We start from the raw sequence: 18,406 nt of genomic DNA on the forward strand, positions 1-18,406 counted from the left end.
CGATACCGTGCCGGGTGTCTGCCGGTTTGCCCTGATGGGCGCCGCCGCCAAGGCGACGAAGTGGGCGGCCTAGGGGCCGCTTTCCCGGCCTTTGGTGGGCTGGCGGGCCTGCGACGATGGCGCACCATGAGCCTTGTCCCGGATTCCGCGACCGCACCGCTGCCGGCATCGAGCCCCGGGCAGCCCGGCGGATTCGCGCGCGCCCTGCAGGCGCACCAGGCGCAGTTCCGATCGATGGGACGGCTCGAAGCGGAGGTGCAGGCAGTCGCCGAGCGCCTCGCCGCCTGCCTCGGTGCGGGCGGCAAGCTGTTGATCGGCGGGCAGGCGGCGTCGGCCGCGCTGAGCCGCCACCTGGGCAACTGGCTGGCCGGCAACGGCCACCGGCCGCTGGCGGTGCTGGCCTTGTCGAGCGACGGGGTCGGGTCAGCCTGGACCGCGGACGAGGTGTTCTCGCGCCAGGTCGAGGCGCTGGGCCGGCCGGGCGATGCCTTGCTGGTGATCTGCGCCGGCGACGGCGGGGCGGCGCTCAAGCGCGCGGCCGACCGCGCCGGCGAGCGCGGCCTGCTGACCGTCGGCCTGCTGGCCCCGGGCAGCCGGGGCCTGGCCGAGAGCTGCCATCTCGCGATCGTCGTGCCGGGCGGTGGCACCGCCCGCGTGCTGGAGGCCCAGCAGTTCGTCGGCCACGTGCTGTGCGATCTGGTCGAGACCGCCTTGCTGGGCGACTGAGCCCGTTCAGGCGATCTGGCGAATCCGCGCCAGGGCGCCGCGGACCCGCTCGATCATGCCGAAGTCGGCGTCCTTCACGTCGCCGTGCACCAGCAGGTTGCGGTACTTGGCGAGCTCCTGCACCTCGGCGCACAGGTCGTCGGTGATCAGGTCCAGATGCAGCAGCTCCTCGGCCAGCTTGCGCACGCTGGTGGTTCGCTTGGTCTCGGCTTCATCGGGCGCGATGTCGTGCCGGGTCGCCAGGTCGCGCAGCGCGCGGTCGAGCTTGCGGTAGGCGCGGAAGTAGTCGATCACCGGCGCCACCATGCCCGACGGGTCGGCCGCCTGCACCTGTTCCAGCTCGCGCTCGGCCGCCTTCTGGTACTTGGCCGGGTCGATGATCGAGACCACGAAGGCCAGCCCGGTGATGATCGCGGTGATGTCCAGCGTCGCCGCGACGGCCAGGATCGCGCCGGGGGCGGGCACGCCGGAGCGGTTCAGCCACACCGCCAGCAGGCTCAGGATGACGGCGATCGCCGTCAGCCAGGCCAGACCGGTGAGGCGCGCGTGGTAGATCTTGCGCAGCGCGTCGTGCAGCTCCTGCAGCGATTCGTCGCGCTCGCGCGCCGCCTCGATCTGCGACAGCACCAGCGCGTAGCCGGTCAGCAGCAGGGCCACGAAGGTCGACACACAGCTCGCGGCGGAGGTGAAGGTCCAGTAGATGTAGTCGGTGTTCATGGCGCTGCGGGGCGGGCCGTCGGCAGGGCGCTCAGGCGCCGGCCGGCTGGTGGTGCTCGACGACGCGCTGCACCTCGTTCTTCGAGCCCAGCACGACGCTGACGCGTTCGTGCAGCTTGGTCGGCATCAGGTCCATGAGGCGCTCGTGGCCGTTGCTGGCCATGCCGCCGGCCTGCTCGACCAGGAAGCTCATCGGGTTGGCCTCGTACATCAGGCGCAGCTTGCCGGGCTTGTCGGGTTCGCGCTGGTCCCACGGGTACAGGAAGACGCCGCCGCGGGTCAGGATGCGGTGCACGTCGGCCACCATCGAGCCGACCCAGCGCATGTTGAAGTCCTTGCCGCGCGGCCCCGTCTTGCCCTGCAGGCACTCTTCGATGTAGTGCGCCACCGGGGCGGCCCAGTGGCGCTGGTTGGACATGTTGATCGCGAACTCCTGGGTGTCCTCGGGAATCCGGACGTTCTCGGCCGTCAGCACGAACGAGCCCTGCTCGCGGTCGAGCGTGAACATCGCCACGCCTTCGCCGACGGTCAGCACCAGCGTGGTCTGCGGGCCGTAGACGCAGTAGCCGGCGGCGGCCTGCTGCCGGCCGGGCTGCAGGAAGTCTTCCTCGCTGACGCCGCGGTTGTGGGTGACCTTGCGCAGCACCGAGAAGATGGTGCCGATCGAGACGTTGACGTCGATGTTGCTGGAGCCGTCGAGCGGATCGAACAGCAGCAGGTATTCGCCCTGCGGGTAGCGGTTGGGCACGACGTGGATCGAGTCCATCTCCTCCGACGCCATCGCCGCCAGGTGGCCGCCCCATTCGTTGGCCTCGATCAGCACCTCGTTCGAGATGATGTCGAGCTTCTTCTGCACCTCGCCCTGCACGTTCTCGGAGCCGGCCGAGCCCAGCACCTCGCCGAGCGCGCCCTTGTTGACCGAGATGGCGATGCTCTTGCAGGCCCGCGCGACGATCTCGATCAGCAGGCGCAGCTGGGCCGGGATGTGGCCGTGCTCGCGCTGCTGCTCGACGAGGTACTGGGTCAGGCTGATGCGTTTGCTCATGAATCCTCCGGGATGGGAATGTCGATGCGGCGCCGGGCTCAGTCCTGCAGCGCGCGGGTGACGATCTCGCGGGTGTCGTCGCTGAGGTCCGGCCGGGCGGCGACGCGGGCGATCGCCTCGCGCGCGGCGCTGCGGTAGGGCTCGGCCAGCGCGCGCCAGCGGTCCAGCGCGCGGGCGAAACGCGACGCCAGCTGCGGATTCAGCGCGTCCATCTCGATCACCTTCTCGGACCACAGCACGTAGCCCGCGGCATCGGGACGGTGGAAGGCCGCCGGATTGGTGTACCAGGCGGCGATCAGCGCGCGGGCGCGGTTCGGGTTGTGCAGCGTGAAGTCGGGATGCGACAGCAGCTGCTTGACGCGGGCGAACACTCGCCCATCGCGTTCGCTGGCCCGGGCCTGCATCTGGAACCACTTGTCCAGCACCAGCGCATCGCCGCGGAACTGGCTGTGCAGGCGTTCCAGCGCGGGCGCGGCCAGCTCGGAGCCGGCCAGCAGCAGCGCGTCGAGCGCGCCCAGCCGGTCGGTCATGTTGCTGGCGTCCTTGAAGCGCTGGTAGGCGCGGCCCGGCCAGACCGTGTCGCCATGGGCCTGGGCATGCAGCGTCAGCATCGCCAGCGCCAGATTGGCCAGCGCGCGCTGGCCGCTCTGCGCCGCGTCCGGCCGGTAGCCGGCGCTGACCTGATGGGCCTCGAAGGCCCAGACCCAGTCGTCATGAAGCGCCGCGGCGAGCTCGGCCCGCATCGCGTCGCGCACCGTGTGGATGCGTTGCGGGTCGACTTCGGCCAGCTGTTCGGCGACGTAGCCTTCGGTCGGCAGCAGCAAGGCCAGGGCCTTGAAGGCCGGGTCCAGCGCCGGGTCGCGCAGCAGCGTGCGCAAGGCGTTGACGTAGGCCGGGTCCAGGGCGAGCGGGGTCGCGCTGGACAGCGCGGCGCGCAGCCGCGCCAGCGCCAGGCGCTGGCCGGCTTCCCAGCGGTTGAAGGCGTCGCTGTCGTGGGCCAGCAGCACCAGCAGATCGGCGTCGCTCAGGTCGTCGCGCAGCTCGACCGGGGCCGAGAAGCCGCGCAGCAGCGAGGGGATGCAGTCCTCGGCGATGCCGGTGAAGGTGAAGCGCTGCTCGGCCTCGGTCATCACCAGCACGCGCTCGGTGGCCGACCCCGCGTAGGCGTCGTTGTCGAGCTGCACCGTCAGCGCGCGACCGTCGCGGGCCAGCAGGCCCATCGCGATCGGCAGCACCTGCGGCGGCTGGCCGTTGTTCGACTGGGTGAGCGTGAGCGTGTAGGTGGCGTTGGCCGCGTCGCGTTCGCCGCGTGCGGACAGCCGCGGCGTGCCGGCCTGGCCGTACCAGCGCTTGAACTGCGGCAGGTGCCGGGCCAGCGGGCTGGCGGGGTTGGCGTCGGCCATGGCCTGCGCGAAGTCGTCGCAGGTCACGGCCTGGCCGTCGTGGCGCTCGAAGTAGCGCGCCATGCCGGCGGCGAAGCCGTCACGGCCGACCAGGCTGTGCATCATCCGCACCACCTCGGCGCCCTTTTCGTAGACGGTGGCGGTGTAGAAGTTGTCGATCGCCTGGTAGGCGTCCGGGCGCACCGGGTGGGCCATCGGGCCGGCGTCCTCGGGGAACTGGCGTTCGCGCAGCGAGCGCACGTCGCCGATGCGGCGCACCGCGCGGGCCGAGGCGCTGCCGGCCATGTCCATGCTGAATTCCTGGTCGCGGAAGACGGTGAGGCCTTCCTTCAGCGAGAGCTGGAACCAGTCGCGGCAGGTGACGCGGTTGCCGGTCCAGTTGTGAAAGTATTCGTGCGCGACGACGCTCTCGATGCCGTCGAAATCCTCGTCCGTCGCGGTGGCGGCGCTGGCCAGCACGTATTTGGTGTTGAAGACGTTGAGGCCCTTGTTCTCCATCGCGCCCATGTTGAAGTCGTCGACCGCGACGATCATGAAGCGCTCCAGGTCCAGCGGCAGCTTGAAGCGGGCTTCGTCCCAGACCATCGAGGCGACCAGCGAATTCATCGCGTGCTCGGTCTTTTCCAGCTGGCCCCGCTTGACGAAGATCTGCAGCAGGTGATCCTTGCCGGCGCGGGTGCGCACCCATTGCTCGCGGGCCACCAGGTCGGCCGCCACCACGGCGAACAGGTAGCTGGGCTTGGGGAAGGGGTCGTGCCAGGTCGCGTAATGGCGGCCGCCGTCGAGCGCACCCTGCTCGACGAGGTTGCCGTTGGACAGCAGCACCGGGTACTTCGCCTTGTCGGCGCGCAGCGTGACGGTGTAGACCGCCATCACGTCGGGTCGGTCGAGGAAGCAGGTGATGCGGCGGAAGCCCTCGGCCTCGCACTGCGTGAACAGGCCCGAGCCCGAGGCATAGAGCCCGCTGAGCTGGGTGTTCTTCTCGGGCGAGACGGTGTTGCGGATCTCCAGCGTGAAGCGCTCGGCGGCCGGGGCCTCGAGGGTCAGCAGGTCGTCCTCGTGGCGGAACGACACGCTCTGGCCGTCCACCAGCACGCGCAGCAGGTTCAGCCCTTCGGCGTTCAGCCGCAGCGGTTGAGCGGCCTGGTCCGGGTTGCGTTCGATCGCCAGCTTGCTGGCGACGATGGTCTTGGCCGGATCCAGGTCCAGCGTCAGCTCGGCGCTGCGGATCCAGTAGGCCGGGGCCAGGTAGTCTTCGCGGCGCACCAGCGCCGCCGTGCCTTCACGCATCATCATGAGGAGCGTCCTTCTTGGTCAAGCCAACAGCAGGGAAGGATCGAGCGCGGTGAAGTCGTTCACCGTGGCGATCAGGTGGGGAGGGGTGCCGAAGGCGCGGGCCTCCAGCGTGGTGGCGAGGGCGATCGCCGGCATGCCGGCCCGGCGGGCGGCCTCGATGCCCAGCGGCGCGTCCTCGAACACCAGGCAGCGCTCGGGGCTCACGCCGAGGCGGCGCGCGGCCTCGCTGAACAGGTCCGGGTGCGGCTTGCCGCGCAGGCCGTCCGCCGGGCTGGTGACGGTGTCGATCTGGCGCGCCAGATCGAAGCGCTCGAAGGCCAGCGCGATGTTGGCCGGCGGCGCCGCGGTGCACACCGCCAGTTTCAGTCGTTGCGACCGGGCCAGCGCGAGCCAGGCCAGCGCGCCGGCCACCGGCGCCAGTTCGCGCGCCGCCAGCTCGCGGTAGCGCGCCTCGCGGGCCTCGGCCATGGCCTCGATCTCGGCGGCCGAGGCCGTCGGGAACAGGTCGGCCAGGATCTCGTGGCCGCTGCGCCCGGCGGTGCGGGCGAAGAAGGCCGGATTCTCGTCCAGCGGGCGGCCCCGGTCCGCGAACCAGGTCGTCCAGGCGCGCTGATGCAGCGGCATGCTGTCGATCAGCGTGCCGTCGAGGTCGAACAGCAGGGCATCGAAGCGGGCCGGCGCCGGCATCACAGGCCTTGTTTCAGGCTGGCGGCGATGAAGGCGTCCAGGTCGCCGTCGAGCACCTTCTGGGTGTTGGAGGTCTCGACGTTGGTGCGCAAGTCCTTGATGCGGCTCTGGTCCAGCACGTAGGAGCGGATCTGGTGGCCCCAGCCGACGTCGGTCTTGGTGTCTTCCAGCTTCTGCTGCTCTTCCATGCGCTTGCGCATTTCATGGTCGTACAGGCGCGAGCGCAGCCGCTTCCAGGCCACGTCGCGGTTGCTGTGCTGGCTGCGGCCGTCCTGGCATTGCACGACGATGCCGGTCGGGATGTGCGTCAGCCGCACCGCCGAATCGGTCTTGTTGATGTGCTGGCCGCCAGCGCCCGAGGCGCGGAAGGTGTCGGTGCGGACGTCGGCCGGGTTGATGTCGATCTCGATCGAGTCGTCGACCTCCGGGTAGACGAACAGCGACGCGAAGCTGGTGTGGCGCCCGCCGGCCGAATCGAACGGGCTCTTGCGCACCAGGCGGTGCACGCCGGTCTCGGTGCGCAGGTGGCCGAAGGCGTAGTCGCCCTCGACCTTGATGGTGGCGCTCTTGATGCCGGCGATGTCGCCCGGCGTCTCGTCTTCCATCGTGGTCTTGAAGCCTTTGCGCTCGCAGTACTTCAGGTACTGGCGCAGCAGCATGCCGGCCCAGTCGCAGGCCTCGGTGCCGCCTGCGCCGGCCTGGATGTCGACGAAGCAGTTCATCGGGTCGGCCGGGTTGCTGAACATGCGGCGGAATTCCAGCCGCTCGACGATCTCGCGCAGTTCGGCCGCCAGGCCTTCGATGGCTTCCAGGCCGGCGACGTCGTCATCGGCCTTGGACATCTCGAACAACTCGGTGTTGTCGGCGAGATTGCTGGTCAGGTGGTCGATGGTGCCCACGACCTCGTCCAGCGTCTTCTTTTCCTTGCCCAGTTCCTGCGCCCGCTTGGGGTCGTTCCAGATGTCGGGGTTTTCCAGCGTGGCGTTGACTTCGTTCAGGCGCAGGACTTTGCGGTCGTAGTCAAAGATACCCCCGTAAGTCGAGGGTCCGCCGGGTCAGGTCGGCCAGGGAGTTGCCGATGGCATTGATGCGTTCGATGTCCATGACGCGGGTCCTTTTTTCAAACCTCGCATTTTCGCATGCCGGCGCCGACGGCCCGCCGCCTGCGCGCCGCGAATGCCGCGACAATGCGGCGCAACACACATGCGGCCGGTGCTCGCCGGCCGTGGGACGAGGCGCAACGGATGCTGTGGCTGGCGGTGAGCGTGAAATGGGTCTGCGAGGTGGCGTTGATGGCGCTGCTGGGGCGCTTCGTGCTGGGGCTGATCGCCGGGCCGGCCCGCGCCGCCAATCCGTTCCATCGCCTGCTGGGCTGGGTGGTCCAGCCCTTCGAGCGCCTGGCCGGCCGCCATGCCGGCTGGTGGCTGGCGGCCTGCTGGCTGCTGGCCACACTGGCCAAGATCCGCTTGTGCCTGGCGTTGGGGGTGCAGGCATGCCGCTAGCGTCGCACGCCGCCGGGGCCGAGCGGCGCCGTGCCTATTGGGTGCGGGTACGCCGCCTGACCGCGCTGTTGCTGCTGCTGTGGGCAGCGGCCAGTTTCGGCGTCGTGTTCGAGGCCCGGCGCCTGACGTTCTCGTTCTTCGGCTGGCCGTTCAGCTTCTGGTGGGCCGCGCAGGGCGCGCTGCTCGTCTTCCTGGCGCTGGTGGCGGTCTACGCCTGGGCGATGAATCGGCTGGATGCGAGCCATGGCGTCGACGAGCAGGACTGAGCCCGCCGCGGCCGGCGGGCGGGTGCTGGCGAGCCTGGGCTTCCGGCGGCGCCTGCACATGATCTACCTCGGCTACGCGCTGTGCTTCCTGATCTTCATCGCGCTGATGACCGTGCTCGAGCGGCTGGGCCTGCCGCGGCAGTACATCGGCTTCGTGTTCCTGGCCGCGCCGGTGGTGATCTACGCGGTGATCGGCGTGATGAGCCGCACCACCGATGCGGTCGAGTACTACGTGGCCGGGCGCCGCGTGCCGGCGGTCTACAACGGCATGGCCACCGCGGCCGACTGGATGAGCGCGGCCTCGTTCATCGGCATGGCCGGCACGCTCTACCTCACCGGCTACGACGGCCTGGCCTTCATCCTCGGCTGGACCGGCGGTTACTGCCTGGTGGCCTTCCTGCTGGCGCCGTACCTGCGCAAGTTCGGGCAGTTCACCGTGCCCGATTTCCTGGGCATGCGCTACGAGGGCCACCTGACCCGGCTGATCGGCCTGGCCGCCGCCATCCTGTGCTCGTTCATCTACGTGGTCGCCCAGATCTACGGCGTGGGGCTGATCACGACCCGCCTGACCAGCATCGCGTCGTTCGAGATCGGCGTCTTCCTCGGCCTGGGCGGGATCCTGGTGTGCTCGTTCCTGGGCGGCATGCGGGCGGTGACCTGGACCCAGGTGGCCCAATACATCGTGCTGGTGATCGCCTACCTGATGCCGGTGGCCTGGCTCAGCCTCAAGCAGACCGGCTCGCCGCTGCCGCAGGCCGTCTACGGCTACACCTTGCAGAAGGTCAGTGCGATCGAGCAGCGACTCAAGAGCGACCCGGCCGAGCGCGACGTGATCGCGATCTACCAGGCCCGGGCCGATCTGCTGGGCCGCAAGCTGCATCACGTGCCTGCGGCGATGGCCGCCGAGCGCGCCGACGCGCTGCGGCACGTCGCCGAGCTCAAGCGGGCGCATGCCGCCCAGCACGTGATCCAGGCGGCCGAGCGCGAGCTGGCGCAGCTGCCGCGCACCGCGGACGATGCCGTGGCGCTCTGGACGGCTCAGCGGGCCGAGCTCCGCCTGCGTGCGGTGCCGCTGGCGGGCATGCCCGATCACGCGACGCCGTTTGCCGGCAACCCGGACGGCACGCCGGCCGAGCGCACGGCCTTCGACCTGTCGCGGCGCAACTTCATCGCGCTGGTGTTCTGCCTGATGGTCGGCACCGCCGCCCTGCCGCACGTGCTGATCCGCTACTACACCACGCCGTCGGTGAAGGAGGCGCGCAGCTCGGTGACCTGGTCGCTGCTGTTCATCGTCATCCTGTACCTGACCGCCCCGGCGCTGGCGGTGATGCTCAAGTACGAGGTCTTCACCTCGCTGGTCGGTACCCATTTCGACCAGCTGCCGGCCTGGATCGCGAGCTGGTCCAAGGTCGACCCGACGCTGCTGAGCGTCGAGGACGTCAACCACGACGGCATCCTGCAGCTCGGCGAGCTGAAGATCGACGGCGACATCCTGGTGCTGGCGATGCCCGAGATCGCCGGCATGCCCTACGTGATCTCCGGCATGGTCGCGGCGGGCGGCCTGGCGGCGGCGCTGTCCACGGCCGACGGCCTGCTGCTGACGATCACCAGCGCGCTGTCGCACGACCTGTACTTCAAGGTCATCGATCCGACCGCGTCGACCGCGCGGCGCGTGATGATCTCCAAGGTGCTGCTGCTGGCGGTGGCGCTGGCGGCGGCCTTTGTCGCGGCGCAGAAGCCGGCGAACATCCTGTTCCTGGTGTCGGCGGCGTTTTCGCTGGCGGCGGCGGCCTTCTTCCCGGCGCTGGTGCTGGGGGTGTTCTGGCGCCGCGCCAACCGCTGGGGGGCGGCGGCCGGCATGCTGGCCGGCCTGGGCGTGACCTTCTGGTACATGGCCACCACCCAGCCCTGGCTGCGCGGCGTCTTCGGCCTGACCGGGCCGGTGCAGCTGTGGTGGGGCATCCAGCCGATCTCGGCCGGGGTGTTCGGCGTGCCGCTGGGCTTCGCGGTGATCGGGGTCGTCAGCCTGCTGACGCCGCGGCCGGCGCCGTCGACGATGCGCCAGATCGAGGCCTTGCGCTACCCGGGCGACCCCGCGGCGGCGGCCGACTGATCGGGCCCCGGCGCGCTGAGGAAGTCGAGCAGGCGGCGGGCCAGCGCCTCGGGCTGGTCGTGGTGCAGCATGTGGCCGCTGGGTGACAGCACGCGGCGTTCGACCTGCCGCACCACGCCCAGCCGGGCTTCGAAATCCGCCCGCGGATAGCGGTGGCCCCACCACTGGGTGACATCGGTCTCGTCGCCCTCCAGCCACAGCAACGGGGCCGCGATGCGCTGCCAGAAGGCCAGCGCCTCGTCGACCCGGTAGAGCATGGCGCTGACCCGCTTGTGCGCTGGGTCGCCCAGGATGTGCCAGCGGCCGTCGGCGCGTGGCGCGGCCCACTGGTGGGCCAGCCAGGCGGCGCGGTCGGGGCGCAGCCGCGGGTTGTTGCGGCACAGCCGCTCGGCCACCGCGTCCGCGCTGGGGTAATCGCGCAGGCTTTGCGGCGCGGCCAGCGCGTCGAGCCAGTCGGCCAGGCGCTTGGGCGCCTCGTCGGCGATGGTGCGCGGCATGCCGAAGCCTTCCAGGTTCACCAGCCGGCGCACATGGGCCGGCCGCGCACCGGCATAGCTCATCACGATGTTGCCGCCCATGCTGTGGCCCAGCAGATCGATCGCGGCGGTGCCGGCGGCCAGGCCGGGCACGCGGCCGTCGAGCAGCGCGTCCAGGTCGCCCAGGTAGTCGGCGAACCAGTAGCTGTCGGTGTGCGGCACCTCGGTGCGGCCGAAACCGCGCCAGTCGGGGGCGACGATGTAGCGCGTCGGCCCTTCCAGCAGGGCCAGCGCATCGACCACGAACTGGAACGACGCGCCCACGTCCATGAAGCCGTGGCCCAGCACCAGTGCCGGGCGCTCGGGGCTGACCAGATCGGGTTCGCCCCAGACGCTCAGGTGGTAGGCCAGGCCGCGCACGGGAACGACCCGGTCGCGGGCCGGGCGCCGGGGGGTGTAGACGAGGGCTTCGGACATGATCGGATGGTAGGGGCTGGCGCCCGGCGGCGCTGTCGGCACGGTGACAAAATCGGCGTCCATGACGCTGTCCGATGCAACCCTCGACGCCTCGCCGCTGCGGCCCGCGCGTCCCGCCGATGTGCCCGTGGTGGTGGCGCTGATCCGCGAGCTGGCGGAATTCGAACAACTCTCGCACCTGGTCGAGACCACCCCGGAGGCCTTGCACCAGCACCTGTTCGGCGAGCGGCCGGTGGCCGAATGCGTGGTGGCCGAGGTGGCGGGCGCGGTGGTGGGCTTCGCGCTGTTCTTCACCAATTTCTCCACCTTCAAGTGCCGCCCCGGGCTGTATCTCGAAGATCTCTACGTGCAGCCCGCGCACCGCCGCGCCGGCCTGGGCCGGGCGCTGCTGCAGCACCTGGGCGCGCTGGCGCTGCAGCGCGGCTGCGGCCGCTTCGAGTGGAGCGTGCTGGACTGGAACGCCGCCGCGATCGCGTTCTACGAAAAGATGGGCGCCACGGTGTTGCCGGACTGGCGTATCTGCCGCGTCAGCGGCGATGGCCTGCAGGCGTTTGCCGCCCCGGCGCCGGGCTGACCGGAGACGTCAGCGAAGCAGGGTCCACAAGCCGCCCAGCGCGGCGCTGGCCAGCAAGACCTCGATCACGCCCCGGCGCAGCACCATCAGCGCCAGCCCGGCGGCCAATGCGAGCAGCGCGGCCACTGCATCCGTGCCGGCCGCGCGGCCGTGCGGCCACAGCACGTTGCCCAGGAAGTACAGCGCCAGGTTCAGCACGACGCCGACGATGGCGGCGCTGATCGCGGTCAGCGGCGCGCTGAGCTGCAGGTCGTCGCGGGTCGCCTCCACCAAGGGCCCGCCGGCCAGGATCAGGATGAACGACGGCAGGAAGGTGAACCAGGTGACGGTCGTCGCCGCCAGCGCGGCCGCGGCGAAGCGGTGGTCCGCCCCCATGGCGGCGATCAGCGACGGGCTTTGCCAGCCGCCGACGAAACCGACGAAGGCGACCACGATGATCAGCGGGCCGGGCGTGGTTTCGCCCAGCGCCAGGCCGTCGATCATCTGCGAGCTGCCCAGCCAGGCGAAATGGCCCACCGCCCCCTGGACCACGAATGGCAGCACCGCATAGGCGCCGCCGAAGGTCAGCCAGGCCGCCTGGGTGAAGAACCAGGCCATCTGCGCCAGCGTGCCGTGCCAGCCCTGGAACGCCACCAGCAGCAGCAAGGGGCCGGCCCACAGCAACGCGCCGGCGCCCAGCACCCGCAGCAGTCGGGCGGTCGTGAAGCGGGCGTGCGGCGGCGGCGGGGTGGCGTCGTCGATCAGCGCCGGTGGGTGGCCGGCCACCAGGGCGGCCGCGCGGCGGCGCGGTCCGAACAGGTCCGGCCGCCACCGGCCGCCGAGCGCGCCTGCCAGCGCGGCGGCCAGCAACACCCAGGGGAAGGCCAGATGCAGCACTGCCACCGCCAGGAAGGACGCGATGGCCAGCGTCCACAGGGCGCGGTTGTGCAAGCTGCGCATGCCGATCCGCTGCGCGGCCTGCACCACGATCGCGGCCACCGCGGGCTTGACGCCGTAGAACAGTGCGGCCACCAGCGGCACCTGGCCGAACACCAGATAGAGGCCGCTCAGCGCAATCAGGATGAACAGCGACGGCAGCACGAACAGCACGCCGGCCGCCACGCCGCCGCGGGTCCGGTGCATCAGCCAGCCGATGTAGGTGGCGAGTTGCTGGGCTTCGGGGCCGGGCAGCAGCATGCAGTAGTTCAGCGCGTGCAGAAAACGCTGCTCGCTGATCCAGCGCCGGCGTTCGACCAGTTCGCTGTGCATGATGGCGATCTGGCCGGCCGGTCCGCCGAAGCTGATGAAGCCGAGCTTGAGCCAGAAGCGCAGCGCCTGGGCGAAGCTCACCGGCGCCGGCGGGGTGGGCAGGACGTCGCCGCGCGGGGCGAGCGGTTCGGCGGCGGGTGTCATGGCCGGCGACGATACCCGAGCCGGCGGCGCCACGGGTCGGTGCCCGGTCGCCGCGCAGTGCGGCTGCGGCCTCACCGCACATCCCCGACGCTGCAGTGCGGCGCCGACTGCGGCACACTGCGGCCCTTGTCGATTCCTGAAGAGAACTCCGCATGCAACACCGCACCCTGGGCCGCAGCGACCTGGCCGTGACCCCGATCTGCCTGGGCACGATGACTTTCGGCGAACAGGTCGGCGAGGCCGAGGCCCACGCCATCCTCGATCGCGCGTTGGCGCGTGGCATCAATTTCGTCGACACCGCCGAGATGTACGCCGTACCGCCCCGGCGCGAGACCTTCGGCGCGACCGAGACGATTCTCGGCAATTGGTTCGCCCGGCGCCCCGATGCGCGCCGCCAGGTGGTGCTGGCCAGCAAGGTGGCCGGGCCGAGCCGCAACATGGACTGGATCCGCGGCGGCGCGCGCGACCTCAAGCCCGAGCACATCGTCCAGGCCTGCGACGACAGCCTGCGCCGCCTGCAGACCGACGTGATCGACCTCTACCAGATCCACTGGCCCAACCGCAACGCGCCGGCCTTCGGGGCGATCTACTTCGATCCGGCCAAGGACGGCGACTACTCGTCGATCGAGGTCCAGCTGCGCGCGATGCAGACGCTGGTCCAGGCCGGCAAGGTGCGGCACGTCGGCCTGTCCAACGAGACGCCGTGGGGCGTGATGAGCTTTCTGTGCGAGGCCGAGCGCCACGGCCTGCCGCGGGTCGCCACGGTGCAGAACCCCTATGGCCTGATCCATCGCATCGTGGACAACGGCCTCGACGAAGTCCTGCACCGCGAGCAGGTGGGCCTGCTGGCCTACTCGCCGCTGGGCTTCGGCAGCCTGACCGGCAAGTACGACGCCACCGGACTGGATCCGCAGCGCCCCGAGATCGGCCGCCTGGCCCGGTTCGCGTCGATGCGCCAGCAGCGCTGGGCGCGGCCCGAGGCCCTGCAGGCGGCGGCGCGCTACAACGCCCTGGCCCGCGAGCACGGCCTCACCCCGACCGAGTTGGCGCTGGCGTTCTGCTACCGCAGCTGGCGGGTGGCCTCGACCATCATCGGCGTGACCAGCGTCGCTCAGCTCGACGAATGCCTGAACGCCTGGGACGTCGCCCTGAGCCCGGACCTGCTGAAGGCCGTCGACGCGATCCGCTGGGAGTTGCGCGACCCGGCCCAGTGACGGCCTGCCCGCCCCTGATTTGAACCATGGCCAAGAAAGACAAGCACGTCAGCGAAACCCCCGCCACGCAGTGGCTCAAGACCCGCGGCGTGCAGTACACCGAGCATGTCTACGACTACGTGGACCACGGCGGCACGGCCGAGTCGGCCCGCCAGCTGGGTCGCCCCGAGCACGAGGTGATCAAGACCCTGGTGATGCAGGACGACCGGGCCGAGCCGCTGATCGTGCTGATGCATGGCGACAAGCAGGTCAGCACCAAGAACCTGGCGCGGGCGATCGGCGCCAAAAGCGTCGAACCGTGCAAGCCTGAAGTGGCGCAGCGCCACAGCGGCTACCTGGTGGGCGGCACCTCGCCGTTCGGCACCCGCAAGACGATGCCGGTGTACGTCGAGGCCACGGTGCTCGCCTTGCCCGGCCTGCTGATCAACGGCGGGCGCCGCGGCTACCTGGTGGGCCTGTCGCCGCGGGTGCTGAGCGAGGTGCTCGGCGCCCGCGCCGTGAGCTGCGCGATCTGAGCCCCGCCCGGGCTCCCCCACCGGGTCGAGCGGCGCCCGCGTACACTCCACGCCCGTCGATTCCACGTTCCCGGGCGACCATGCCATTGATGACTTCCCTGCTGGCGATCTTCGCGTCCTACCTGATCGGCTCGTTGTCGTTCGCGGTCATCGTCAGCCGCCTGATGGGCCTGTCGGACCCGCGCTCCTATGGCTCGGGCAACCCCGGCGCCACCAATGTGCTGCGCTCGGGCAACAAGCTCGCGGCCGTCCTGACCCTGTTGCTCGACGCGCTCAAGGGGGCGATCCCGGTGCTGGTCGCGCAGCAGTGGCAGGCGCACTGGGGCTGGGGCGAGATGACGGTGGCGCTGGTGGGCCTGGCGGCCTTCCTGGGCCACCTCTGGCCGGTGTTCTTCCGATTCGTCGGCGGCAAGGGCGTGGCCACCGCGGTCGGCGTCTTGCTGGCCCTGGTGCCGGTGACGGCGCTGGCGGCGCTGGGCCTGTGGCTGGCGGTGGCCTACTTCAGCCGCTACTCGTCGCTGGCGGCGATCCTCGCCGCGCTGTTCGCCCCGTTCTTCCAACTCGTCGTCTACGGCGTGTCTCCGTCGGTGCTGGCGATCGCGCTGATGAGCGCATTGCTGATCTGGCGTCACGGGGGCAATATCCGCAAGTTGCTGGCCGGCACCGAATCGAAGATCGGCGGCAAGGCCGGCGGGACTGCGCCGGCCGGCCACAAGCCATCCCACCCTCATCGTCATCAACGCAAGGAAAGACCCTGAACATGGTTCAACGTCACGAGATCGGTGCCCGCATGTCCGAGATGGCCGTGCACAACGGCGTGTGCTACCTCGCCGGCCAGGTGGCCGCCGATGGCACGCAGGACATCGCCGGTCAGACCCGCCAGGTGCTGGCGGCGATCGACGCGCTGCTGGCACAGGCCGGCAGCGACAAGACCAAGATCCTGCGCGCGCAGATCTTCCTGGCTGACATCGCCGATTTTCCCGGCATGAACGCGGTCTGGGACACCTGGGTGGTGGCCGGCCACACGCCGCCGCGCGCGACCGTCCAGGCCGCGCTGGCCAAGCCGGAGTGGAAGGTAGAGATCGTCGTCACCGCGGCGGTCTGAGAACCGGGCCATGGCTTCGCTCAGCCGGCGTGACCTGATCGTGCTGCTGCTGATGCTGGCGCTGGCCAGTTTCGGCTGGCCGCTGGTGCAGGGCTGGCAGCAGCGCAAGCTGGGCCCCGAGATCGCCCGGCTGGCCAGGCCGGGCGACATCCGCATGCTCTCGTCGCAGACCTGCCTGTTCTGTGCCAGCGCCCGCCACTGGCTCACGTCCAACCACGTGGCGTTCCAGGAATGCATCGTCGAAAAGGACGCGGCCTGCGCCGCTGCCTTCAGCGCGCAACAGTCGCCCGGTACGCCGCTGCTGTTCGTGCGCGGCCGGCCGCAGGTGGGTTTCGACCCGCAGCAGGTGCTGGACGCGCTGCAGGCACCGGCCGGCGGCTGAGCGGGGCGCCCGAGGGCTGCCGGCCGGCGTCGATGCCCGGCCTCAGAGCCCCAGCAGCGCCGGGTCGCCGCGGCCCTGGCGCACCAGCACCGGCTCATCGCCCGTGAGGTCGATCACCGTGGTCGGCTGCATCGCACAGGCGCCAGCATCGACCACCACCTGCAACTGCTTGTCGAAACGCTCGCGGATCTCGTCCGCGTCGTTGAGCGGCTCGGTCTCGCCGGGCGGGATCAGCGTGGTCGCCAGCAGCGGCTGGCCCAGTTCTTCCAGCAGCGCCTGCAGCACCTTGTGCTCGGGCACGCGCAGGCCGATGGTGCGGCGCGACGGATGCGAAAGCCGGCGCGGCACTTCCTTGGTCGCTTCGAGGATGAAGGTGAACGGCCCCGGCGTGCCCAGCTTGAGCAGCCGGTACAGGCGGTTGTCGACCTTGGCGTAGGTGGCCAGCTCGGACAGGTCGCGGCACAGCAGCGTGAGGTGATGCTTGTCGTCGACGCCACGGATGCGTCGCAGCCGCTCGGCGGCGGCCTTGTCGTCGAGGTGACAGACCAGCGCATAGCTGGAGTCGGTGGGCACGGCGGCCACGCCGCCGGCATGCAGGACCTGCGCGGCCTGCTTGAGCAGGCGGACCTGCGGGTTGTCGGGGTGGACATCGACGAATTGGGACATCCGTGGATTGTCGCAGGCCCCGCCAGGGCGGGCCTGCGCGGGCGAGCGCCGTGCCGTGCGTGGCGCCCGACCCCCCCGCGGCCGTGGCGACGCTTTACAGCATGCAGGAAGTAAAAGAGAATGCGAATCAATCGCAATAAAGATGCCGCGATCGATGCGCTGTGCGCCTGCTTCCGACGCCTCGTCGTTCCTCGTGTCCACCGGAATACCCACCATGTCCTGCCTCTCTCATCCGCGGTACCGTCCCGCCATCCGCACCACTGCCGCGCTGATCGGGCTGTTCTCGATCGGCCTGGCGCCGCTCGCCCAGGCGGCGCCAGGCAGCGCGGCGACGATCAAGCACCTCGAAGCCGAGAATCAGGCCCTGGCCCGGGCCTTGAACCAGATGCAGGAGCAGATCCAGGCCTTGCAGCAAGCGGTGCGGCAACTCGGCCGGCAGGACAACGCGCAGGCCCGCCAACAACAAGCCCAGGCAAGCCAGGTCCAGGCCGAACAGCAGGCCTTGAAGGCCGAGGTGGCCGCCGCCGCCCGGAGCGCCGCCGCGGCCACCCGGCAGGCCAGCCTTCAAGCCGACAGGCCGGGCGCCTGGGACAAGCTCTCGCTGTGGGGCTACGGCGAGCTGTATGGCACGCATCCGATCCACAACGCCGGGCAAAGCGTCGCCGATCTGGCGCGCGCGGTGTTCGGCATCGGCGTGCAGTTCGACCCGCAGACCCGCTTCAATTCCGAGTACGAGGTCGAGCACGGCGTGGCCTCGGCCAGCGATCCGGGCGAGTTCGAGGTCGAGCAGTTCTATGTCGACCGGACCTTGAACGCCCAGGCCTCGGCACGCGCCGGCCTGTTCCTGATCCCGGCCGGCCTGCTCAACGAGAACCACGAGCCCGGCCGCTTCTATGGCGTGCAGCGCAACTTCGTCGAGACGCTGATCATCCCCAGCACCTGGCGCGAGGCCGGCCTGTCGTTCTACGGCAGCAGCGACGCCGGACTGGACTGGAATGTCGGGCTGACCACCGGCGTGGACTTGTCGAAGTGGGACTTCGCCCCCGCAGCCCCGCTCTACGCCTCGGCGCTGGAGATGGTCAACAACGGCGTCGCACCATTGCAGGCGACCCATCAGGAAGGTGCGTTGGCCAAGGCGCAGCACCTGTCGCAGTACGTGGCGCTGAACTACCGCGGCCGGCCCGGCCTGACGCTGGGCAGCAGCTACTTCGGCGGCCAGGTCACGCCAGCAGCCGACGGCATCGGCGCCCAGCGCGCGAGCCTGTGGGAAGTCCATGGCCGCTACCAGCCGGGCCGCTGGGATCTCTCGGCGCTCTATGCCCAGGGCGGCATCAGCCACGCCGGTGCGGCCAACGCGCTCCATCCCGGGACGGTCAACCCGCTGCCGTCGAAGTTCGACGGCGGGTACCTGCAAGGCGCCTACAACCTGCCGCTGGCCGGGGGCATGCGCCTGGCGCCGTTCGGCCGCTGGGAACGCTACGACATGGCTGCGGCCTACCAGGGCATCGCCCCGGGCTTGGGCACCCCCCCCACCGGCGCCATGCCCAACCCGAACGAACCCGGTCAGGTTGGGTATGTCGCCCAGCCGCGCGACCATGTGGTGACCGTCGGCGCGAACTTCTACCTCAACCCCGATGTGGTGTTCAAGGTCGATCTGCAGCACTTCCTCACCAACACCGACTTCTCGCGGATCGATGTGGGCATGGGCCTGGAGTTCTGAGCGCTGGCGCAGCAGCAGCGGTACGCTCTGGCCGCACGTGGCAACCCACCGCCCTCGACCGCGGGCCGGTGCCTTGTCGAGCGCCGCCGGTTCAGACGGTTCAGGGTGCGTCGCCGAACCCGGCCGCGGA

The 18,406-nt window shown here is 70.4% G+C and carries 19 protein-coding genes; 11 read left to right on the forward strand and 8 right to left on the reverse strand.

Going from position 1 to position 18,406, the window contains the following annotated elements; translation table 11 throughout:
- The first annotated feature begins 126 nt into the window (after positions 1 to 126).
- The gene (locus AC0N04_RS11065) at positions 127 to 726 is read left to right on the forward strand and encodes a D-sedoheptulose-7-phosphate isomerase (protein ID WP_474281498.1); all 600 of its coding nucleotides are present in this window, start codon (positions 127 to 129) and stop codon (positions 724 to 726) included.
- Positions 727 to 732: 6 nt separating this feature from the next.
- On the opposite strand, the gene AC0N04_RS11070 is transcribed toward AC0N04_RS11065, so the two are convergent.
- The 5 genes from AC0N04_RS11070 to prfB all read right to left on the reverse strand — a co-directional run bounded on the left by AC0N04_RS11070 (position 733) and on the right by prfB (position 6,978).
- A complete protein-coding gene (locus AC0N04_RS11070) occupies positions 733 to 1,443 on the reverse strand; it encodes a hypothetical protein (RefSeq protein WP_474281500.1) in 711 nt (236 codons plus the stop codon).
- Between the two features lie 31 nt (positions 1,444 to 1,474).
- Positions 1,475 to 2,488, reverse strand: coding sequence for a class 1 fructose-bisphosphatase (locus tag AC0N04_RS11075; RefSeq protein WP_474281502.1), 1,014 nt, complete (start codon positions 2,486 to 2,488; stop codon positions 1,475 to 1,477).
- A gap of 38 nt (positions 2,489 to 2,526) precedes the next feature.
- A complete protein-coding gene (pepN, locus tag AC0N04_RS11080) occupies positions 2,527 to 5,181 on the reverse strand; it encodes an aminopeptidase N (RefSeq protein ID WP_474282053.1) in 2,655 nt (884 codons plus the stop codon).
- Between the two features lie 24 nt (positions 5,182 to 5,205).
- Complete coding sequence (locus tag AC0N04_RS11085) at positions 5,206 to 5,874, reverse strand: HAD family hydrolase (protein WP_474281504.1); 669 nt, start codon at positions 5,872 to 5,874, stop codon at positions 5,206 to 5,208.
- Positions 5,874 to 6,978, reverse strand: a protein-coding gene (prfB, locus tag AC0N04_RS11090; protein WP_474281506.1) for a peptide chain release factor 2 whose coding sequence is annotated in 2 segments (ribosomal slippage) — positions 5,874 to 6,896 and positions 6,898 to 6,978 — 1,104 coding nt in all. Because the reading frame shifts where the segments join, the coding sequence is not laid out codon by codon here. Before prfB ends, AC0N04_RS11085 begins: the two co-directional genes overlap by 1 nt.
- A 140-nt stretch (positions 6,979 to 7,118) precedes the next feature.
- On the opposite strand from prfB, the gene AC0N04_RS11095 reads away from it, so the two are divergent.
- Genes AC0N04_RS11095 through AC0N04_RS11105 form a run of 3 tightly spaced genes read left to right on the forward strand, consistent with a single transcriptional unit; the run spans position 7,119 to position 9,755 of the window.
- Entirely contained in the window at positions 7,119 to 7,376 is a 258-nt protein-coding gene (locus AC0N04_RS11095) for a hypothetical protein (RefSeq protein WP_474281508.1), read from the forward strand.
- Positions 7,367 to 7,642, forward strand: a complete 276-nt coding sequence (locus AC0N04_RS11100) for a DUF4212 domain-containing protein (RefSeq protein WP_474281510.1) — start codon at positions 7,367 to 7,369, stop codon at positions 7,640 to 7,642. The genes AC0N04_RS11095 and AC0N04_RS11100 overlap by 10 nt, the downstream gene beginning before the upstream one ends.
- Positions 7,620 to 9,755, forward strand: coding sequence for a sodium:solute symporter family protein (locus AC0N04_RS11105; protein ID WP_474281512.1), 2,136 nt, complete (start codon positions 7,620 to 7,622; stop codon positions 9,753 to 9,755). Before AC0N04_RS11100 ends, AC0N04_RS11105 begins: the two co-directional genes overlap by 23 nt.
- Here AC0N04_RS11105 and AC0N04_RS11110 read toward each other — a convergent pair.
- On the reverse strand, positions 9,722 to 10,708 hold the full coding sequence (locus AC0N04_RS11110) for an alpha/beta fold hydrolase (protein WP_474281514.1): 987 nt from the start codon (positions 10,706 to 10,708) through the stop codon (positions 9,722 to 9,724). The genes AC0N04_RS11105 and AC0N04_RS11110 overlap by 34 nt on opposite strands.
- Before the next feature lie 61 nt (positions 10,709 to 10,769).
- Here AC0N04_RS11110 and AC0N04_RS11115 point away from each other — a divergent pair, with 61 nt between their 5' ends.
- A complete protein-coding gene (locus tag AC0N04_RS11115; RefSeq protein ID WP_474281516.1) occupies positions 10,770 to 11,282 on the forward strand; it encodes an N-acetyltransferase family protein in 513 nt (170 codons plus the stop codon).
- Positions 11,283 to 11,291: 9 nt separating this feature from the next.
- On the opposite strand, the gene chrA is transcribed toward AC0N04_RS11115, so the two are convergent.
- Positions 11,292 to 12,674, reverse strand: a complete 1,383-nt coding sequence (gene chrA / locus AC0N04_RS11120) for a chromate efflux transporter (protein ID WP_474281518.1) — start codon at positions 12,672 to 12,674, stop codon at positions 11,292 to 11,294.
- Between the two features lie 152 nt (positions 12,675 to 12,826).
- On the opposite strand from chrA, the gene AC0N04_RS11125 reads away from it, so the two are divergent.
- The 5 genes from AC0N04_RS11125 (at position 12,827) to AC0N04_RS11145 (ending at position 15,890) form a co-directional block, all read left to right on the forward strand.
- Positions 12,827 to 13,888: an aldo/keto reductase gene (locus AC0N04_RS11125; RefSeq protein ID WP_474281520.1), complete on the forward strand. Its 1,062-nt coding sequence runs from the start codon at positions 12,827 to 12,829 to the stop codon at positions 13,886 to 13,888.
- Between the two features lie 26 nt (positions 13,889 to 13,914).
- Positions 13,915 to 14,403, forward strand: a complete 489-nt coding sequence (locus AC0N04_RS11130; RefSeq protein WP_474281522.1) for an aminoacyl-tRNA deacylase — start codon at positions 13,915 to 13,917, stop codon at positions 14,401 to 14,403.
- A gap of 89 nt (positions 14,404 to 14,492) precedes the next feature.
- The gene (gene plsY, locus AC0N04_RS11135) at positions 14,493 to 15,161 is read left to right on the forward strand and encodes a glycerol-3-phosphate 1-O-acyltransferase PlsY (protein WP_474281524.1); all 669 of its coding nucleotides are present in this window, start codon (positions 14,493 to 14,495) and stop codon (positions 15,159 to 15,161) included.
- A 2-nt stretch (positions 15,162 to 15,163) separates the two neighbouring features.
- Positions 15,164 to 15,508 (forward strand): RidA family protein, encoded by a 345-nt coding sequence (locus tag AC0N04_RS11140; RefSeq protein ID WP_474281526.1) that lies wholly within the window; start codon positions 15,164 to 15,166, stop codon positions 15,506 to 15,508.
- Between the two features lie 10 nt (positions 15,509 to 15,518).
- Positions 15,519 to 15,890 carry a glutaredoxin family protein gene (locus AC0N04_RS11145; RefSeq protein WP_474281528.1) on the forward strand — a complete coding sequence of 124 codons (372 nt, stop codon included), beginning with the start codon at positions 15,519 to 15,521 and terminating at the stop codon, positions 15,888 to 15,890.
- 42 nt (positions 15,891 to 15,932) lie between these two features.
- Here AC0N04_RS11145 and AC0N04_RS11150 read toward each other — a convergent pair whose 3' ends face one another.
- Complete coding sequence (locus AC0N04_RS11150; protein ID WP_474281530.1) at positions 15,933 to 16,556, reverse strand: L-threonylcarbamoyladenylate synthase; 624 nt, start codon at positions 16,554 to 16,556, stop codon at positions 15,933 to 15,935.
- Between the two features lie 214 nt (positions 16,557 to 16,770).
- Here AC0N04_RS11150 and AC0N04_RS11155 point away from each other — a divergent pair, with 214 nt between their 5' ends.
- Positions 16,771 to 18,276, forward strand: a complete 1,506-nt coding sequence (locus AC0N04_RS11155; RefSeq protein WP_474281532.1) for a porin — start codon at positions 16,771 to 16,773, stop codon at positions 18,274 to 18,276.
- Positions 18,277 to 18,406 lie beyond the last annotated feature (130 nt).

The organism is Ideonella sp. sgz306126 (genome assembly GCF_056032705.1).

What these genes read in the sequence shown, in the direction of transcription:
- AC0N04_RS11140 (WP_474281526.1), top strand. Translation starts at nt 15,164, where the DNA reads ATGGTTCAACGTCACGAGATCGGTGCCCGCATGTCCGAGATGGCCGTG.
- AC0N04_RS11150 (WP_474281530.1), bottom strand. Translation starts at nt 16,556, where the DNA reads ATGTCCCAATTCGTCGATGTCCACCCCGACAACCCGCAGGTCCGCCTG.
- AC0N04_RS11085 (WP_474281504.1), bottom strand. Translation starts at nt 5,874, where the DNA reads ATGCCGGCGCCGGCCCGCTTCGATGCCCTGCTGTTCGACCTCGACGGC.
- AC0N04_RS11110 (WP_474281514.1), bottom strand. Translation starts at nt 10,708, where the DNA reads ATGTCCGAAGCCCTCGTCTACACCCCCCGGCGCCCGGCCCGCGACCGG.
- AC0N04_RS11095 (WP_474281508.1), top strand. Translation starts at nt 7,119, where the DNA reads ATGCTGTGGCTGGCGGTGAGCGTGAAATGGGTCTGCGAGGTGGCGTTG.
- AC0N04_RS11130 (WP_474281522.1), top strand. Translation starts at nt 13,915, where the DNA reads ATGGCCAAGAAAGACAAGCACGTCAGCGAAACCCCCGCCACGCAGTGG.
- pepN (WP_474282053.1), bottom strand. Translation starts at nt 5,181, where the DNA reads ATGCGTGAAGGCACGGCGGCGCTGGTGCGCCGCGAAGACTACCTGGCC.
- AC0N04_RS11115 (WP_474281516.1), top strand. Translation starts at nt 10,770, where the DNA reads ATGACGCTGTCCGATGCAACCCTCGACGCCTCGCCGCTGCGGCCCGCG.
- chrA (WP_474281518.1), bottom strand. Translation starts at nt 12,674, where the DNA reads ATGACACCCGCCGCCGAACCGCTCGCCCCGCGCGGCGACGTCCTGCCC.
- AC0N04_RS11075 (WP_474281502.1), bottom strand. Translation starts at nt 2,488, where the DNA reads ATGAGCAAACGCATCAGCCTGACCCAGTACCTCGTCGAGCAGCAGCGC.
- AC0N04_RS11100 (WP_474281510.1), top strand. Translation starts at nt 7,367, where the DNA reads ATGCCGCTAGCGTCGCACGCCGCCGGGGCCGAGCGGCGCCGTGCCTAT.
- AC0N04_RS11070 (WP_474281500.1), bottom strand. Translation starts at nt 1,443, where the DNA reads ATGAACACCGACTACATCTACTGGACCTTCACCTCCGCCGCGAGCTGT.
- AC0N04_RS11125 (WP_474281520.1), top strand. Translation starts at nt 12,827, where the DNA reads ATGCAACACCGCACCCTGGGCCGCAGCGACCTGGCCGTGACCCCGATC.
- AC0N04_RS11105 (WP_474281512.1), top strand. Translation starts at nt 7,620, where the DNA reads ATGGCGTCGACGAGCAGGACTGAGCCCGCCGCGGCCGGCGGGCGGGTG.
- AC0N04_RS11155 (WP_474281532.1), top strand. Translation starts at nt 16,771, where the DNA reads ATGTCCTGCCTCTCTCATCCGCGGTACCGTCCCGCCATCCGCACCACT.
- AC0N04_RS11065 (WP_474281498.1), top strand. Translation starts at nt 127, where the DNA reads ATGAGCCTTGTCCCGGATTCCGCGACCGCACCGCTGCCGGCATCGAGC.
- AC0N04_RS11145 (WP_474281528.1), top strand. Translation starts at nt 15,519, where the DNA reads ATGGCTTCGCTCAGCCGGCGTGACCTGATCGTGCTGCTGCTGATGCTG.
- plsY (WP_474281524.1), top strand. Translation starts at nt 14,493, where the DNA reads ATGACTTCCCTGCTGGCGATCTTCGCGTCCTACCTGATCGGCTCGTTG.